The organism is Limnohabitans sp. 2KL-17 (assembly GCF_003063415.1).
Lineage (GTDB): Bacteria > Pseudomonadota > Gammaproteobacteria > Burkholderiales > Burkholderiaceae_C > Limnohabitans_A.
The window spans coordinates 26,152-42,242 of record NZ_NESK01000002.1 but is presented as its reverse complement, the minus strand read 5'-3'; the positions used below and the strand labels follow the sequence as shown (position 1 = coordinate 42,242).

Here is a 16,091-nt window from a genome sequence, read left to right as displayed (position 1 = left end):
GTGGCAACCATCTGTGTACGACTGGGCGCTTTTCGCAGCTCTGAGGCAACAACTGTTTCTTCATGCAAGCGCCTCAGTTCTTTGCCACTCTGGAAATGGGTCAGGCAGGTCGGTCCAACCTGCGTAGCCCTTTTGGCCCTTGCGTGTCTCGGTGAAGTTCAGATGCATGGCCTTCCAAGCCTGCTCGATGGCTGCACGGTCCATCTGGCGACCAATAAAAACCACTTCATTGAGCCGATCCCCATGTGGCTGCTTCCAGCGCGCATCAATGTCGCGGCGCTCTGCGCTGCCCACAGCAGGCAAACTGCTCCTGGGCGCAGCGGCCCACCAGCGTCCCACAGGCTCATGCGTGGCCGTGTTGCCTGTTCGCGAATAGCTCACAACCCAATCGGGGCGACTGGCCAACCAGACATAGCCCTTGGCCCTGAGAAGTCCCGGCAATGGCAACTCCATGAAGGTAGAGAATCGCCACGGGTGCAGTGGCTCCCGGCTTTTGAGGACAAAACTTTCGATGCCATAGGCTTCGGTCTCTGGCGTATGCCGACCTTCTAATTCGTGCACCCATCCTGGCATCTGACTGGCGCGCTCCATGTCAAAGAGCCCTGTTCCAAGCACCTCTTTGAGCTCAATGCGACCATGGTCAGAAAAGATGATTTTCGCGACTGGATTCAAGGCTTTGACAACGGATACCACTTCATTACGACGCGTTGCGTCTACTTTATCGATCTTGTTGACCACCACGACATCGGCAAACTCAATCTGATCAGCCAACAGGGCAGCCAAGGTTCGGGTGTCTTCTGGCCCAGCCGTTTCACCACGCTGCTCCAGCAAATCGGCGCTGCTGTAGTCGGCCAGCAAGTTAAAAGCGTCCACCACGGTCACCATGGTGTCAATCTGTGCGACTTCGTTCAGTGAACTACCATCCTCATCCGTGAAGTCAAATGTTGCAGCCACGGGTAGCGGCTCGCCAATGCCAGTGGATTCAATCAGCAAGTAGTCAAACCGGCCTTCAGCTGCCAATTTTCTGACCTCAAGTAACAAGTCCTCGCGCAACGTGCAGCAAATACAACCGTTGCTCATCTCGACCAGTTTTTCATCTGTTCTAGACAAAGCGGCACCCGCATTGTTTGCGGCTTGGTCTACCAGGGCCGCATCGATGTTCACCTCGCTCATGTCATTGACGATGACCGCCACACGCAACCCCTCACGATTGGCCAGGACATGGTTGAGCAATGTGGTCTTACCTGCTCCCAGGAAACCTGAAAGTACGGTCACGGGCAAGCGTGTTGGTTTGGGGGCGGTCATGGATTTGGTGCTTGGGCTAAATAATTCTTGCGATTTAATGATAATGATATTCTATTCGCAATAAGAAATTGGCACAATGCCCTTTTTGCTGCCATGATCAGCGTACCTTTAAAGCAAACTGATACCGCAATGGAAAGAAAAACTCGGCAATACCAAGCGATCTTCGAGGTGATTGCCTATGGGGGGCGGCCATTGCTTGCACAAGAAATTCAAGAACTTGCTGCCAAAACCGTGCCGCAACTGTCGCTGGCCACGGTGTACCGACAAATCAAGTCTTTACTGGAAGACAGTTCAATTCGACAAGTTCAATTGCCGGGTCAAAACCCGCGTTACGAAATTGGCAGCCACGAACATGACCATGACCACGGTCACCACCATTACTTTCAGTGTCGTCGATGCGAAAAGGTATTTGATGTGCCAACTTGTCCTGGAAATCTTGACAAACTGGCTCCAGCAGGATTCATGGTGGAGGATCACGAGATCATTTTGTACGGGCGCTGTGGTGCCTGCGTGGGTCAGACTGCAGAATGAAATGAATTCGCATTTGCGCAAGATTGACCTAACCAGCAATGCCCGCCAGCGCACGCAGATAAGCCTCCCCGCGCGCCTCGGCAAACAGGTCCAGCGCCAGCGTGAACCCGGCTTGCACCACCAGCCCAATGCCGATGCCGGTAGCCACATCCAATTTTGATAAAAATACGATCAGGCAGACCCCCACCAGCAGCAGCACCAACTCGACGGTTTTGTACATTTTGAAATTGGCCATCACCGTGTTCATGCGCTCGGTTTCTGCTTGCTTGAACTGAGCCGGCGCACTGGCCAGCTGCGTGCTCAGCTGCGTCAGTTGCGCATCGGTGCGCGCAAAAATGGTGACGCCCACCACCAACTGCATCAATGCCACCACCACCAAAGGCAGCGCCATGAAGCGCAGCCGGTGTCCATTGCTCCACAACCAGACCGCCAGTCCTATCGCTATCAAAGCCGCCAAAATGAAAAGCACACTTTCTTGCTTCTCCCCGACAAAATAATCCGTCATGTCTTTCATCATGTGCATCTCTCCTGAGTTCATGTTTAATTCCTGTCAATGCCACTGGGCATCCATGCCCACCCGTTCCTGCCGATAGGCTGCAGGCGTGGTGCCGGTCCAGCTTCTGAAAGCCCGGATGAAGGAGTTGCTTTCCTGGAAGCCCAGCAGCCACGAAATTTCTCCGGCTGATATGTCGGTGCGGCTCAGGTAATGACGCGCCAGTTCATGCCGAACCTCACTGAGCAGTTCTTGAAACCCGACCGATTCGTCGGCCAATTGCCGCTGCAAGGAACGCTTGCTCATCGCCAGGCGCTGGGCCACGGTATCGATGCTGCTGATGCCTGCGGGCAGCGTCTCCAGCAGCACCGCCCTGACCCGCTCGCGCAGTCCGGCTTGCGCGTCCAGCGCCGACAGTCGGCTGTTCAGTGCCGGCTCAAACGCCGCCCACATGGCCATGTTGTCGGTCAAGAACGGTCGGCGTCCATCCTGCGCCGAAAACGCGATCTGGATCTGTTCAGAGGCACCCAGAGCGCAGCCCAGATAGGCTTTGTAGGGTGCAAGATTCAAGGGCAAATCTGGCACAGAGGCCGCCAAGGGCTCGACGCGCTCGCGCGTACCCAGCCGGGCCAGTTGCGTGAAGAACACCAGCTCTGAGACACCCAAGCTGCGGGGAATCGGCTCGGCGCTCCCGTAACAGCTGAGAGTGACCTGCGTGCGGTCTGCGCGGATGTCGACCCCCATGAGCAAGGGGCACATCAGGCGTTTGTAATGCGCCAGCCGCTGCAATGCGGTGTTCAGGTCGGGGCTGCACAAGCAGGCAAACAGGGCAGGGTCAAACGCCTCCACCGACATGGCCTGCGCGAGTTTGAGGGCCAGCTCGTCGCTGCCTGCGGCCTGCTCCAGTCCGCGCCACAGGTCAAAGTACTGCTCAGGCGACAAACTCGCACCCCCCGGGCGTGCAAACAGGTCACCCGGCAGCCGCGCCAGGCTCAGCACATCGGAGGGGGCGTATCCCATGTCCAGGATGAGCAGTTTCCAACCCATCTGCACGGCAAAGCGTGTGGCCTGTTTCACAGTGGGGGCCTTTCTGACGTGTCGTTAGGGTTTCGTGGGGTTGGGTTACTTGGCTTGGCTCATGATGGCCATGTCAAACAGGCGGTCCCCGAAGTATTTGCGGATGAACATCAGGGGCTTGGCCATTTTGCCGATGACGTAGCGGGTTTTCGGGCGGCTTGACCGCACAGCTTGCAGTATGGCATCGGCCACCACCGAAGGTGGCGAGGCCGCGCCCTGTTTGGCGTAAGTGCTGCGCATCGCCTTGGCCATGCCCTGCGCCATGGCTTGGTAAGGGCCTTGACCCGAACGCTGCAGCATCGGCTCCAGCATCACGCCACCCCATTCGGTCGCAATGACGCCGGGCTCGATGATCACCACCTGGATGCCAAAGGGCGCCAATTCGATGCGCAAGCAATCGCTCCAGCCTTCCACCGCGTGCTTGGTGGCGTGGTACCACGAACCCAGGGGCGTGTACATCTTGCCGCCCATGGACGAGATGTTGATGACCTTGCCCGCCCCTTGGCGACGCATGTGCGGCAGCGCCAACTGCGTGAGCCGCGCCATGCCAAACAGATTGACTTCAAACTGGTAACGGGCATCGGCCAGGCTTGAATCTTCCATGGCGCCGTACATGCCAAAACCTGCGTTGTTCACCAGCACATCGATGCCGCCATGGCCTTTTGTGATGGTTTGCACCGCCGAGACGATGTTGGCGTCCACCGAAATATCCATCTGCAGCGGTATGGCGCCAAGGGCCTGCAAATCCTCCATTTGCGCCAATCGGCGCGCCGCGACGTAGACCGTCAGACCCTCTTGCAACAGCCGCTTGGCCGTTTCTTTGCCCATGCCGGACGATGCGCCAGTGACGAGCGCCACCTGTTTTTTGGGGGATGTGGATGCCATGAAAACTCCGTTCGTAGATGTGTTGCGAGTGTTGTCATGGTCGCAGTTTGGATGCCACGCGTCACCATCGGATCACGCCAATGCGCATGCCGAAGATGCCAATTTGAAATACAAAAGTCCCGCACACGAAAGAATTAAATGGGTGGTACGCCCGTCCTTGTAGCTCTTAAACACCAGTCTGGCTGCGTGGAAAAAGAAATTTGAAACCGCATTTAACGACTGGATTGCGGCTCAAAACACCTGGGTCGAAAAGCAAGGCATCCCTTTTGTAGTCGTGGTGCAAAGCGACTTACTCGATGCCTTGGCCACGCGCATGAGCATCCCTTTGGCATTCATTGAATTTTCCGAAAATTCGCCGGACAAGCTCTGCCCGATGGTCATGGTGAACGGCCAAGGCCGGCGTGCTCTGGCACACTATTCAGCGCCCTTGCCCACTCGCAGTTTGCGGCAACAAGTTGGCAACTTGGCATATCAAGCCAGCGTTTTGATCGCAGCGATGGACGTGGTGGTTTTAGGCGTTTAACCACAGCACTCGTTACGAGCGCAGCGGTCAGCCGCGACGAACACCTCGCACTGGTGCCGTGTGGGTCACAAGTCTTTTGCCCCCACCGCCAACGCCGACTACACGATCGTGAATGGGCGTGTGGTGGTGCGCCAGGGCCTGATCACGACTGTGGACATGGGGCCACTCATTGAACGGCACAACCAGCTGGCTTTGCAGTTGGCGCTGGCTGGGTGATTGCCTAAAACCAGCGGTGTTGGACACAGGGGCCTCCAGGGCTTCGGGCAAAAGCGCCGTTGCTTGACCATTGGAGTGGCTGAGCAGACGCCATGTGCCGGCAAGCCAGTGTTTAAGCAGGGCTACGGGTATGTTTCGGCAGAAGTGTGTAATTGTAAAATTTAATTACTTTTAATTACATTTTTTTAATAAAAGGTATTTTTTTATTATTAAATTGGATTTACATTTGTGACTGCTCGGTGCATGGGTGGCCATCAGTGATCGACGATACGCAGGTTTTTTGACGTACTTTGGCCTGTATCGGCGTTTGAAATGCTCACCCATGCTGCAGCAAAGGGCCATCTGATGGTCGGCCTTCAGACTCCTGGCTGTTGGTTGGCGTTTGGTTTGCAATCACTTCTTTTTTAGAGAGCAGCGCATGATCCAACAATTTGCACATCACTGGTTTCGCATACTGTCTTTGGGCTTGGCTTTTGCCTGCGCCCTTGTCTTGGGATTTGGCGGTGCCAGCCAAGCACTGGCCAATGAAACCCCTTCGGATTGGGACATCAGTTTGGCCGATTCAAGCTTGACGTTCACGACCACCAAATCGGGCGTTGCTGGGGTTGGTGGCGCCACTGAAACCAATCGGTTTAAAAGTTTCAAAGGTGGGCTGAACAGGCAGGGCCGCATCCAGCTGCAAATTGAATTGCGCAGTGTCGACAGCGGCGTTCAAATTCGGGATGAACGGCTGAAAACTTTGTTGTGGAATGTGGCCACGCAGCCCAGCGTTCAGTTTTCTGCACAAATCGACCCCCAAAAATTGAAACAAATCAACGACGGCAAGGGCGCGGTTCCTTTAACAGTCGACGGGAAACTGACCATGGCAGGTCAATCCGTCCCCATCAAAGCCCAGCTGTTGGTGGTGGCCATGAAGGGCAACTTATGGGTCAGCACACGTGAAGCGATCGTGATCGACGCCAAAGATTTTGGTTTAACGCCAGGTGTTGAGGCTTTGCGTGCCATCGTGGGGCTGAACTTTTTGTCCACCTCTGCGCCGGTCTCTTTTCAGTTGGCGCTGAAACCCTTGTCCAAAAGCTAAGCGCAGCGCCGAGAGGGCGCGCGCATCAGACTGTTCCGAGCGGACCTGAGTCCGCCTTGTGACAGAGCATGACAGGCTTCTTTTTATGATGAAGCCCATGAACTACGCCCCCCCCGACCTTCTGGCTTTTGCCGACCATCTTTTGCAATCAGCGGGCTTGCCGCCAGACAAGGCCCATGCCGTGGCCGATGTGCTGCTGGAAGGCGACTTGCTCGGGCACACCACCCATGGCCTGGCCTTGTTGGCGCCCTATCTGGCCGAACTGGAAGCGGGCAAGATGCGCAAAGAGGGTCATCCCCTGGTGGTGTCTGACCACCCGGCTGCCGTCACCTGGGATGGTCAGCGTCTGCCTGGCCCCTGGCTGGTGTTGCAAGCCATTGAACTGGCCTCGCAACGTGCCCAGACTCAGGGTACCTGCACCGTGGTCATCCGGCGCAGTCACCACATTGCCTGTCTGGCGGCCTACCACCAGCGGGTCACCGAGCAGGGTTTGATGATGCTGTTGCATTGCTCTGACCCCAACGCTGCCAGCATCGCGCCCTTTGGCGGGCTGGACCCGGTGTTCACGCCCAACCCCGTTTCGGTGGGCATTCCCACGTCGGGCTTGCCCGTGCTGATCGACGTGTCCACCTCGTCCACCACCAACGGCATGACCAACCGTTTGCAAAAAGAAGGCGGCTTGTTGCCTGCCGAGTGGGTGATGGATGGCCATGGCCATGCCAGCCGCGATCCGGCGGTCTTATTCAATGAGCCCAAGGGTACGATCTTGCCGCTGGGGGGCATGGATTCAGGGCACAAGGGCTATGGCCTGAGCTGGATGGTCGAGGCCCTGACGGGCGGCCTGGCGGGGCATGGCCGTGCCGATGCACCCGAAGGTTGGGGCGCCACTGTGTTTTTGCAGATCATCGATCCCCGGGCTTTTGCAGGCTTGTCCGATTTCAATACGCAGATGGTCGAGGTATCGAGGCAATGCCATGCCTCGCGGCCTGCACAGGCTGACCGATGGGTGCGCACACCGGGTGAAAGGGGCTTGAAGTTGAAGGCCGACAGCGCCAGCCAAGGCGTGGCCCTTTACCCGAACATCATGCCCATGCTCTTGCCTTGGGCTGAGAAGTTCAAGACCACGGCACCTTCACCCTTGTAAAAATTCAACCCGGCACACAGGCCGGGATGTGCTGCAGCGATGGAACGAAACGTTTCGCGTCAAGCCATAACGGCCGGTTTGCGCAACAGGCGCAAAAGCACGGGGGCAAACCACACCAGGGCCGTCAGAATGGCCAGACACAAGGCGATCGGGCGGGCCACAAAAGCCGTCAAATCACCGTTGGATTTGATCATCGAGGTGATGAAGTTTTCTTCCAGCATGCCCCCCAGCACCACGCCCAGAATGGCCGGAGCTGTCGGAAACTTGTTGGCTTCCAGCAAATAAGCCAGGATGCCGGCAACCAGCATCACACCCACCTGAAAAACAGAATTATTGATGGCGAAAGTGCCCACCACGCAAAACAGCAAAATCATCGGCATCAGGATTTCACGGGGCACTTTGAGAATGCGCTTGGCCACCTTGATGCACAAAATGCCCAGGGGAATCATGATGATGTTGGCCACAATGAACAACAAGAACACCGCGTAAATGTTCTGCGGGTTGGTGGTGAACAAGGTCGGTCCGGGGTTCATGTTTTTCATGTACAGCACACCGATCACGATGGCCGTGATCGAGTCGCCCGGAATGCCAAACACCAGGGCGGGTATCCAGGCACCGGCCAGCGCACTGTTGTTGGCGGCGCCTGACTCCACAATGCCCTCCACATGGCCTGTGCCGAACTTCTCGGGCTCCTTGGAAAACTTCTTGCTCATGGCATAAGACATCCAGGCGGCGATGTCGGCGCCCGCACCGGGCAATGCGCCCACGGCCGTTCCCAGCACACTGCCACGCAATATTTGCTTGGGGTATTTTTTGGCCAGCGCCCACTGCCCTTTCAGGACGCCACCCACTTCTTCCACCACCAACTCTGCGGGTGGGCTGGTGTCCACCACGTAGCGGATGATCTCTGAGATGGCAAACATGCCGATCATCATGGCGATCATGCCAATGCCGCCCGACATCTCGGTATTGCCGAAAGTAAAACGAGGGAAACCCGCTGGATTGCCCAGTCCAACACAGGCCACCAGCAAGCCGATCAGCAACATCATCAAGCCCTTCACGGGCGCACCGGTTGAAATGAAGACGGCACAGGTCAAGCCCAGCAGCACCAACCAGAAATACTCGAACGAGCTGAAGTTCAAGGCGAAGTCGGCCAAAGCAGGTGCCGCGACGATCAACACCAAGGTGCCAAACAAGCCCCCCACAGCTGAGAACACCAGGCCCGCGCCCAAGGCTTTTTCGGCTTGTCCTTTGCGCGTCATGGCATACGCTTCGTCGGTGTACGCCGCCGATGCTGGTGTGCCGGGTATGCGCAACAGGCAGCCCGGAATATCGCCGGAAAAAATAGCCATGGCCGTTGCCGTGACCATCGCAGCCACCGCCGGAATGGGGGGCATGAAGAAGGTCACAGGCACCAGCAGCGCTGTGGCCATGGTGGCGGTCAGGCCTGGTACCGACCCCACAAACAAGCCATACAAGGAAGCGAGCACCATCACCATCAGGGTGTAGGGCTCGAACACCATCGAAAAAGCTTGGCCAACGGCTGTCCACATGGGATAAGACTCCTCAGACTGACAAAGTCATTTGGGTGAGAAACAGTAAGCGGTAAAGGCCTAAAGCCAATTACCAGGCCAAAGGCGTCAAGACACCCCAGGGCAAGGGCACGCGCAAAAGTTTATAAAAGGCAAAGTGCACCAGCAAGGTGGCCACCACAGCCCAAAAAACTGAGCGGCGCCATGGCACTTGCAGCGACCTGAACAGTGTCACCATCATGAGCACGGCGGTGATCAAAAACCCCAAGTCATCTGCGACCACGATGTAGAAAACCACCGACCCAAGCAGCGCCACCAGCGCGCGGGTATGCCTTGGCGAATTGACCCAGTCTTCCCACTCAAGCCATGGCCCATCCGTTCGATTGCGCCAGCCTTGCCAGACCAGCATCGCCCCCCCGATGCACAAGCCCAAAGCGATCAAGCCCGGAAACAAGGCAGGGCCAACAGGCTGGCCTGGAATGTTGGGGTAATTGCGCACGGCAAAGAGCACCGTAGCACCCAAGGCCATGAGCAAGAGCCCCCAAAATGCGTCGTTGATTTTCATCGATCTGCTTACTTGACCAGACCCACGGCCTTCATGGTCACACCCATTTCGGCATCGGACTTGGCCATGAATTTGGCCATGTCATCAGGTCCGCCATAAATCACGCCCAGGCCACGGCTGGTCATGAAGTCGGTGTAGTCTTTGCTGGCGACCGCCTTGCGCACGGCTTCGGCCAATTTGGCTTGAATCGGAGCGGGCAAACCTTTGGGCGCCAGCACACCGCGCCATGCCGCCATGGTCCAGTTGCTGCCAGTTGCCGACTTGAGCGTAGGCACATTGGGGTAAAGCGTCGAGGGCTTGTCGTTCATGATGGCCAGGCTTTTTACCTTGCCAGCATCGATCAGCGAACGCGCTTCGGGCAGGGAAACAGGAGCCACTTCAACGCCACCCGCCACCATGTCTTGCAAGCCTGGTGCAGCGCCGTTGCTGGGGACCCAAGGCAATGCAGCCGGATCGATTTTCTGGTCAAGCAAGAGCCCAGCAATGGCCAGGTGCCAGATGCCGCCCTGGCCTGTACCCGAAGCCTTGAATTTGCCGGGGTTGGCCTTGATGGCAGCCAGCAATTCATTCACGTTTTTATAGGGTGAATCAGCCCTGACCTGAACACCTGCCGGGTCTGCATTAACCAAGCCAATGGGGGTGTAGGAAGCGCCGGTCAAAGGCGTCAGGCCTTGCCAGTGCATCATGCCGATCTCGACCGTGGCCAAACCGATGGTGTACCCATCAGCGGGCGCTGCAGCGATGGCAGCATGACCCACCACGCCGCTGCCACCGGTGCGGTTCACCACCGTCACGGGTTGTCCCAGGTCTTTTTCGAGCAAGCTGGCCACGATGCGGGCCACCGCGTCGGTGCCGCCACCAGCGCCCCAAGGGACGATCATGGTGATGGGGCGGGTGGGGTAATTCTGGGCTGCTGCAGGCAAGGCTGCGGCAAGACAAGCCAAACCAGCAACAGCACTGGCAACCAGCGTACGGCGTGAACGGATGAACATGGGAATTCCTTTTGATTTGTAAAGCCGGGACCACATAGCACCCGCAGCATCAAAATTTATACCCATTCACCCTTCAAGCCACTAGGGTCAACCATAGATTCAGTAACTCTGGCGACTGTCCCGTTGGCGCAAAAACGCCATCAATCAATCCTTGCGCCGGCCTGAAACCAGCGCCCCAACACAGCGCGATCGTCCTCGGTCAGGCCGGTGGCATTGCCCATGGGCATTTGCCTTGTCACCACGACCTGCTGGTACATGTTTTGCGCATGGGTCTTGATGGCTTGCGGGCTGTCCAGACGCACATTTTTCATTTGCACCTGCGCACCATGGCATGTCAGGCAGTGCTGGCCCACCAGGGTTTGCACTTGGGCAAATGTCACGGGGGGGGCGGCGGGCCCCGCCGCTGCAGCAACAGGGGCTGCTGGGCGCAAGGCCACGATCACACCCAAAATCAGCACCACACCGACCAATGCAAAAGGCCAAGGGTTGGCAGCACGGCCCAGGTGGAAGGCGTGCCGCTGCACAAAGAACTGGCGAATCAGGGCTCCGGCAAACATCATCATGAACAGCAAGACCCAGCGTTGCTCGTGCGAGTACAAAAAGCTGTAGTGGTTGCTCAGCATCGCGAAGATGACGGGCAGCGTGAAGTAGGTGTTGTGCACGCTGCGCTGCTTGCCGCGCTTGCCATGGATGGCCAGGGCATTGGCATCGTAGGGCTCACCACTGGTCATGGCCGCGACCACTTTTCGCTGGCCAGGGATGATCCAGAAGAACACATTGGCGCTCATGGCCGTTGCGATCATGGCGCCGACCAGCAAGAAGGCTGCGCGGCCGGCAAACAACTGGTTGGCCAGCCATGCAACAAAAGCCACCACCACAATCATCAAGCCCGCGACGATCAACTCACCGTTTTTGCGGAAACCGAAAACGCGGCAAATGGTGTCATAAACCAACCAGAAGGCCACCAGAAGACCGACGGCTGCAGAGCCCGCCATCACAGGCGTCCAATCCATCAGGGATTTGTCGATCAGGAAGGTGCCCGCGTTGTAAAGGTAGAGCACGGTAAACAACGCGAAGCCGGTCAGCCAGGTGGAATAGGCTTCCCAATAAAACCAATGCAATTTGGTGTGGATTTTCTGGGGCGCCACCATGTATTTTTGGGGGTTGTAAAACCCGCCACCGTGCACCGCCCACATGGCACCGCCCACACCCTTTTCGAGCAAATCAGGCGAGTTGGGTTTTAGCAGGTTGTTGTCCAGAAAGACAAAGTAAAACGAGGAGCCAATCCAGGCGATGGCGGTGATGACATGCACCCAGCGCAGCAATAAATTGGCCCATTCCAGCAGATACGTTTCCATGAAAGATCTCCAACCTGCTCACCACCGCGGGCCCTGTGAGCGGGTATTCGGTCGCGAACATGAACCAAGGGTTCGTGCGCCGCTGCGACCAGTGCACCGAAGTGTATACAGTTTATCCGTTTGAATCCAGCGCTGACCAGGCTTCGACATCAGGGGAAACCATGATCTTCTCTCAAAGCGACTGCAAAAGTTGTGCAGCCACGGCCACAGCAATGACCTCGGGTTCTTTGCCCGAGATGCCCTGCACACCAATGGGACAGGTGATTTGGGAAATTTCTACTTCGCTGAAGCCCCGGTCCTCCAGCCGATGCCTGAAGGTGGCCCATTTGGTCTGGCTGCCGATCAGGCCCACAAAGGGCAAGTCCGCCTTGTCGCGCAAGCGCTTCAGGCAGGCCACCACGATGTCCAGGTCTTCGGCATGGCTGAAGCTCATGATCAGCACCCGGCTGCGCGGGGCCAAATCGGCCACGGCCGCCTGCACCGGACTGGAGTGTTCGCAGGCCACGCCAGCGGGCACATCGGCCGGGAAAATTTCATCACGGCTGTCGATCCAGCGCACAGCAAAAGGCAAGGGTGCCAAACAGCGCACCAGCGCCTTGCCGACATGCCCGCCCCCAAACAGTGCCAATGGGGTGCGCGATGGCGTTAGCTGAGGGCTCAGTCGTGGCAGGTCGTTGGCGTCCACCTTTTCAAAGGACAACTCCAGCGCGCCACCGCAGCACTGCCCCAGGCTGGGGCCCAGCATTTGGCGCAATGTGACTTGTGCGGTCTGCCCTGCCAACATTTGCCGGGCATGGGCCAGGGCCTGAAACTCCAGGTGGCCGCCGCCTATGGTGCCCTCTTCGCCTTGGGCAAAAACCAGCATGCGCGTACCGGCCTCTCTGGGAACAGAACCTTGGGTGGCCAGCACGGTGACCAGCACAGCGTTTTCTGTGTTCAGCCGCTTCAGGGCTTGCTCAATCCAGTTCACTCTAATTGTCCATTCAAAGTTGGGGCTCGAACTTGTTTGTCCTTCGGGCGGAGTCGGTGCCACAATCGTGGACCAGAGCAGAGTATGCCAAGGACAAAGGCTTGCCATGAACAAACGTTTGCACCCGATTCAAAATGCACTGCCCCGCAGCTTGCTGGGCCTGGGCGCTGCCACCTTGGGCTTTTTAAGCGGGTGCAGCACGCCACCGCCTGCGGTGCAAGCGCCGCCACCACCGCCGCCAGCGGCCAAAGTGCCGCAAAGCGTCATCGTGCCCCCTCCCACTGCCCCGTCTGGCCCCGCCTCAATGGCTCGGACCAGCAAAGAGTACCGCAAGGACGCTGCAGGGCATTTGTACGGCCTGCATGCGCACCGTATCTACAAGGGCCGGATGCCGCCGCTTTTGGAGGCTGTCGGCGTGCTGAATGTGGACATCGACCAAAAAGGCTCGGTGAAAGCCGTCAACTGGATGCGCGCCCCCATGCATGTGCCGCATGTCATGGCCGAAATCGAGCGCATGGTCAAAGCTTCTGCGCCTTACCCCATCCCCAAAAACCTGAGTCAGGTCACCTACACCGATGTATGGCTTTGGCACAAGAGCGGCAAGTTCCAGCTCGACACCCTGACCGAGGGCCAGGACTGAAAAAGCGCCAGGCCCAATTCAGGCCGTCTGCACCTGTTCGTGCGAAGCACCCGGCAACAAAGTCAAAATCAGGGCGGTGGTGAGCGAAAAACCCGCCAACAACAACAGTGACGAGCCAAAGCCCATGGCCTTGACCACTGGCCCCAGGGCCCAGACCGACAAAGAACTCACCGCAAACGACACGCCCAGGCGCATGCCCGAGACGCGAGAGCGCAATCGGTCATCCACATAACGGGCAATCATGAAATCGGTGAAGGGAATCGCCCCGAAGATGAACACCATCACGCCGGTCAGTGCGATCAACAGCCACCAACCCTGCGCCTGCGAAGCCAACACCAGCATGGGAATCTGGGCCAGCACCATGACCATGAAAAACCGTTTGAGGGGAAAGCGGTTGATCAAGTGCCCCACCACCACCTGGGCCAACGAAGCCACGGCATAGACAAGGGCCAGCAAGAAGCCCAAAGAGACCGGATCTTCCACCACGCCTTGGAAGCGCTCGACCAGCAAGTGGCTGTTGCCATTGGTTGTGAAGTTGAACAAAACACTGCTGGTGATGGCCGCTGCCGTCATCACCACCAAAGCCCGGGCCAGCAGGGGCGCAGACAGACTCACTTTGGCACCGCCCCTGCGTTTGGCAGGGGCAGAAACTTCTTGCGGGCAAGCGCGGGCAAACACCCAGCCACACACCATCGCCGCCACGCCCGGCAAGACAAAAGCAGCCCGCCAACCCATCCACTGAATCAGAAAACCCGTGATCAAGGCCGCCACCGCCACACCCAGATTGCCCGCCAGACCATTGAAGCCAATCGTGGCACCCGGGTTGGCAGAACGCTCCAGCAACATGGGAATGCCCACCGGGTGGTAAATGGAAGCGAACAGTCCGATCAGGCTCAGGCTCAAGGCCAATTGCCAAACCGTTTGCGCACAGGCCGTCAGGATCGATGCTGCGCCAATGCCAAAAAAGAAAACCAGCATCATGCTGCGGCGGCCCCACAAGTCGCCCAGTCGCCCCGCTGGCACAGACCCCAGACCAAACATTAAAAATGCACCTGCGCCATAGGGCATGAGGTCTTGCCATTGGGTCAGACCCATATCGGCTGCAATCGAGCTGACTGCCGCTGCAAAAATCAACAAAAACAAATGGTCCAGCGCATGGGCGGTGTTCAGCAAACCCCTGACCACACGGGGATGATCAGCAGGCGCTTCGGGCTTGTCGGTGGTTGAACTGTGAAAGGTGGGCATGGGCTGTTCAGGCTTTTTTATCAAGGCACGAGCGTCTTGGCACCCATGCACCAGCACTTTGCACGCAAGGCCACATTGGCGCTGTCGCTTTGGTCACAGGGGTGCATTGGCCGGGGCGTCCTTATCCCAGATGTGCTGGCGCCAGTAAACCGCCATGGCCCCCGTCAGCAGCAGCCCCAAAGCCGAATACAAACCCGCCGTAGCGGTGTAACCAAAGCGCTCTATCAGTGGGCCGGACAACAGCAAGCCCAAAGGCAAACCCCAGAGCAAGGCCATGCCCGCATACAAGTGGGTGCTGAAGGCGAACATGACATCCACCAAAAACCACACCACGCCAGCCACCACCATGGTTTGTGCGGCGCGAAACTGATAGCGGTGAGAACTCAGCACCACCGACCCCACCAGTCCGCCAAAGGCGAAGCTGGCGCCCAGCCAGCCCAAACCCGTCTGATTGGTCAGGTAAATGTTTTTGGCCACATAGGGCAGCAAGCCCAAAGAGAATGGAAAGGCCAGCAGGTTGACCAGAAAAGCCAATGCCATGGCCGCCATGAGCACGGGGCGCGTCCACACATAGCCAAAAGCCAGCTGCAAGTCACGCACCGGCGACACGCGCACAGCGGCCGTGGGTGGGGCGGGCACATCCGACACGCCCCGCGACAGCAAAAAACTGAGCGTATAAAGCGCGGTGATCAGCACATAGGCCCAAGTCATCCCCAACAAAGCCACCACGCCTGCACCGGCCAAAGCGCCAGCGATGCGGGCCGAATCCGAAGTGATGCGCGAGATGCCGAGGGCGCCCAGCAAATGCCGTGGCGGCAAAGTCTGCGCAATCAAGGCGTTGCGCATCATCATGTCGGAAGGCCTCAGAACACCGGCCAAAGCGGCCATCCACAACACGGTCAAAGGCGTCAGCGCATTGAGCCAGGCCAGCAGCATGAAGCAGGCCGCGAGAGCCGCGTAGAGGGCGCGTGACAGGTACAACATGCGCCGGTAGCCGAATCGGTCGCCCACCACCCCAAACAGAGGCGACACCAAAGCACCCAGATACTGCAAGGAAGCAAAGACCACCAGCATCATGACCGAACCCGACTCGACCAGAATGAACCAGCCCAGCACGATGGACTCCATCTCGAAAGCCCATGAAGTGGCCAGATCGGCTGGCCACTGAAAACGGAAACTCCGGACGCGGAAAGGATCACGCCAGTGCATGGCGGGCAGCGCTTCAGCGGCAGAGGGTTTCACGGGCGCAACATCTCACACAAGTTTGGGGGATACCGCTGCACATGGCCCTCATGCCATTCAGGCATGCCGCTGCGCCTGCACGGATTCAGTCCTGATCTTGGGCAAGAGGCCGCGGCAAGGACTGCCTGCTGGAAGAAGATGAAGAAGACTGCGAGGGGGCTGCAACAGGCTCGGGCATGAAACACATCTTTTCGCCATCCCAGCGCTGACCACACCAGCAAAGGCCTTCGGCGTTGATGATGCATGTGCCAGTGCCGCAGCACCTTGGATCGTTTGACATGGGCCTGCTCCT

At 58.0% G+C, this 16,091-nt stretch carries 17 protein-coding genes; 6 read left to right on the top strand and 11 right to left on the bottom strand.

Annotated elements, in window-relative coordinates; genetic code table 11:
• Positions 1 to 60 precede the first annotated feature (60 nt).
• Positions 61 to 1,305 carry a GTP-binding protein gene (locus B9Z45_RS01210; protein ID WP_108405415.1) on the bottom strand — a complete coding sequence of 415 codons (1,245 nt, stop codon included), beginning with the start codon at positions 1,303 to 1,305 and terminating at the stop codon, positions 61 to 63.
• Positions 1,306 to 1,398: 93 nt separating this feature from the next.
• Between B9Z45_RS01210 and B9Z45_RS01205 the strand changes: the two genes are divergently transcribed.
• Positions 1,399 to 1,836, top strand: coding sequence for a Fur family transcriptional regulator (locus B9Z45_RS01205; RefSeq protein WP_233252033.1), 438 nt, complete (start codon positions 1,399 to 1,401; stop codon positions 1,834 to 1,836).
• A gap of 28 nt (positions 1,837 to 1,864) precedes the next feature.
• Here B9Z45_RS01205 and B9Z45_RS01200 read toward each other — a convergent pair whose 3' ends face one another.
• From B9Z45_RS01200 to B9Z45_RS01190, 3 genes are read right to left on the bottom strand one after another with little or no spacing between them, the layout of a single operon-like run.
• Positions 1,865 to 2,374, bottom strand: coding sequence for a hypothetical protein (locus B9Z45_RS01200; RefSeq protein ID WP_146180855.1), 510 nt, complete (start codon positions 2,372 to 2,374; stop codon positions 1,865 to 1,867).
• Between the two features lie 12 nt (positions 2,375 to 2,386).
• Positions 2,387 to 3,406: an AraC family transcriptional regulator gene (locus B9Z45_RS01195; protein WP_108405412.1), complete on the bottom strand. Its 1,020-nt coding sequence runs from the start codon at positions 3,404 to 3,406 to the stop codon at positions 2,387 to 2,389.
• Between the two features lie 45 nt (positions 3,407 to 3,451).
• Complete coding sequence (locus tag B9Z45_RS01190) at positions 3,452 to 4,291, bottom strand: oxidoreductase (protein WP_108405411.1); 840 nt, start codon at positions 4,289 to 4,291, stop codon at positions 3,452 to 3,454.
• 223 nt (positions 4,292 to 4,514) lie between these two features.
• On the opposite strand from B9Z45_RS01190, the gene B9Z45_RS01185 reads away from it, so the two are divergent.
• The 4 genes from B9Z45_RS01185 to B9Z45_RS01175 all read left to right on the top strand — a co-directional run bounded on the left by B9Z45_RS01185 (position 4,515) and on the right by B9Z45_RS01175 (position 7,255).
• Positions 4,515 to 4,814 (top strand): CcdB family protein, encoded by a 300-nt coding sequence (locus tag B9Z45_RS01185; protein ID WP_108405410.1) that lies wholly within the window; start codon positions 4,515 to 4,517, stop codon positions 4,812 to 4,814.
• Positions 4,815 to 4,874: 60 nt separating this feature from the next.
• Positions 4,875 to 5,030 (top strand): hypothetical protein, encoded by a 156-nt coding sequence (locus B9Z45_RS16995; protein WP_158270354.1) that lies wholly within the window; start codon positions 4,875 to 4,877, stop codon positions 5,028 to 5,030.
• Between the two features lie 418 nt (positions 5,031 to 5,448).
• Positions 5,449 to 6,111, top strand: coding sequence for a YceI family protein (locus B9Z45_RS01180; RefSeq protein ID WP_108405409.1), 663 nt, complete (start codon positions 5,449 to 5,451; stop codon positions 6,109 to 6,111).
• A gap of 97 nt (positions 6,112 to 6,208) precedes the next feature.
• Entirely contained in the window at positions 6,209 to 7,255 is a 1,047-nt protein-coding gene (locus B9Z45_RS01175) for an Ldh family oxidoreductase (RefSeq protein ID WP_108405513.1), read from the top strand.
• A 59-nt stretch (positions 7,256 to 7,314) separates the two neighbouring features.
• On the opposite strand, the gene B9Z45_RS01170 is transcribed toward B9Z45_RS01175, so the two are convergent.
• The 5 genes from B9Z45_RS01170 to xdhC form a co-directional block, all read right to left on the bottom strand.
• Positions 7,315 to 8,808, bottom strand: a complete 1,494-nt coding sequence (locus B9Z45_RS01170) for a tripartite tricarboxylate transporter permease (protein WP_108405408.1) — start codon at positions 8,806 to 8,808, stop codon at positions 7,315 to 7,317.
• Positions 8,809 to 8,878: 70 nt separating this feature from the next.
• Positions 8,879 to 9,352 carry a tripartite tricarboxylate transporter TctB family protein gene (locus B9Z45_RS01165; protein ID WP_108405407.1) on the bottom strand — a complete coding sequence of 158 codons (474 nt, stop codon included), beginning with the start codon at positions 9,350 to 9,352 and terminating at the stop codon, positions 8,879 to 8,881.
• An 8-nt stretch (positions 9,353 to 9,360) separates the two neighbouring features.
• The gene (locus B9Z45_RS01160; RefSeq protein WP_108405512.1) at positions 9,361 to 10,344 is read right to left on the bottom strand and encodes a tripartite tricarboxylate transporter substrate binding protein; all 984 of its coding nucleotides are present in this window, start codon (positions 10,342 to 10,344) and stop codon (positions 9,361 to 9,363) included.
• Positions 10,345 to 10,484: 140 nt separating this feature from the next.
• Positions 10,485 to 11,702 carry a urate hydroxylase PuuD gene (locus tag B9Z45_RS01155; RefSeq protein ID WP_108405406.1) on the bottom strand — a complete coding sequence of 406 codons (1,218 nt, stop codon included), beginning with the start codon at positions 11,700 to 11,702 and terminating at the stop codon, positions 10,485 to 10,487.
• A gap of 172 nt (positions 11,703 to 11,874) precedes the next feature.
• Positions 11,875 to 12,672, bottom strand: coding sequence for a xanthine dehydrogenase accessory protein XdhC (xdhC, locus tag B9Z45_RS01150; RefSeq protein ID WP_233252031.1), 798 nt, complete (start codon positions 12,670 to 12,672; stop codon positions 11,875 to 11,877).
• Positions 12,673 to 12,778: 106 nt separating this feature from the next.
• On the opposite strand from xdhC, the gene B9Z45_RS01145 reads away from it, so the two are divergent.
• The gene (locus B9Z45_RS01145) at positions 12,779 to 13,312 is read left to right on the top strand and encodes a hypothetical protein (protein WP_108405404.1); all 534 of its coding nucleotides are present in this window, start codon (positions 12,779 to 12,781) and stop codon (positions 13,310 to 13,312) included.
• A gap of 18 nt (positions 13,313 to 13,330) precedes the next feature.
• Here the strand turns inward: B9Z45_RS01145 and B9Z45_RS01140 are convergent, their stop codons facing one another.
• Both B9Z45_RS01140 and B9Z45_RS01135 read right to left on the bottom strand, forming a co-directional pair.
• On the bottom strand, positions 13,331 to 14,557 hold the full coding sequence (locus B9Z45_RS01140) for an MFS transporter (RefSeq protein WP_108405403.1): 1,227 nt from the start codon (positions 14,555 to 14,557) through the stop codon (positions 13,331 to 13,333).
• Between the two features lie 93 nt (positions 14,558 to 14,650).
• A complete protein-coding gene (locus tag B9Z45_RS01135; protein ID WP_199221811.1) occupies positions 14,651 to 15,799 on the bottom strand; it encodes an MFS transporter in 1,149 nt (382 codons plus the stop codon).
• Positions 15,800 to 16,091: the final 292 nt, after the last annotated feature.

Excerpts from the sequence above, each read along its gene's own strand:
- B9Z45_RS01210 (WP_108405415.1), bottom strand. The coding sequence starts at position 1,305 with ATGACCGCCCCCAAACCAACACGCTTGCCCGTGACCGTACTTTCAGGT.
- B9Z45_RS01205 (WP_233252033.1), top strand. The coding sequence starts at position 1,399 with ATGATCAGCGTACCTTTAAAGCAAACTGATACCGCAATGGAAAGAAAA.
- B9Z45_RS01200 (WP_146180855.1), bottom strand. The coding sequence starts at position 2,374 with ATGAACTCAGGAGAGATGCACATGATGAAAGACATGACGGATTATTTT.
- B9Z45_RS01190 (WP_108405411.1), bottom strand. The coding sequence starts at position 4,291 with ATGGCATCCACATCCCCCAAAAAACAGGTGGCGCTCGTCACTGGCGCA.
- B9Z45_RS01180 (WP_108405409.1), top strand. The coding sequence starts at position 5,449 with ATGATCCAACAATTTGCACATCACTGGTTTCGCATACTGTCTTTGGGC.
- B9Z45_RS01175 (WP_108405513.1), top strand. The coding sequence starts at position 6,209 with ATGAACTACGCCCCCCCCGACCTTCTGGCTTTTGCCGACCATCTTTTG.
- B9Z45_RS01170 (WP_108405408.1), bottom strand. The coding sequence starts at position 8,808 with ATGTGGACAGCCGTTGGCCAAGCTTTTTCGATGGTGTTCGAGCCCTAC.
- B9Z45_RS01165 (WP_108405407.1), bottom strand. The coding sequence starts at position 9,352 with ATGAAAATCAACGACGCATTTTGGGGGCTCTTGCTCATGGCCTTGGGT.
- B9Z45_RS01160 (WP_108405512.1), bottom strand. The coding sequence starts at position 10,344 with ATGTTCATCCGTTCACGCCGTACGCTGGTTGCCAGTGCTGTTGCTGGT.
- B9Z45_RS01155 (WP_108405406.1), bottom strand. The coding sequence starts at position 11,702 with ATGGAAACGTATCTGCTGGAATGGGCCAATTTATTGCTGCGCTGGGTG.
- B9Z45_RS01145 (WP_108405404.1), top strand. The coding sequence starts at position 12,779 with ATGAACAAACGTTTGCACCCGATTCAAAATGCACTGCCCCGCAGCTTG.
- B9Z45_RS01140 (WP_108405403.1), bottom strand. The coding sequence starts at position 14,557 with ATGCCCACCTTTCACAGTTCAACCACCGACAAGCCCGAAGCGCCTGCT.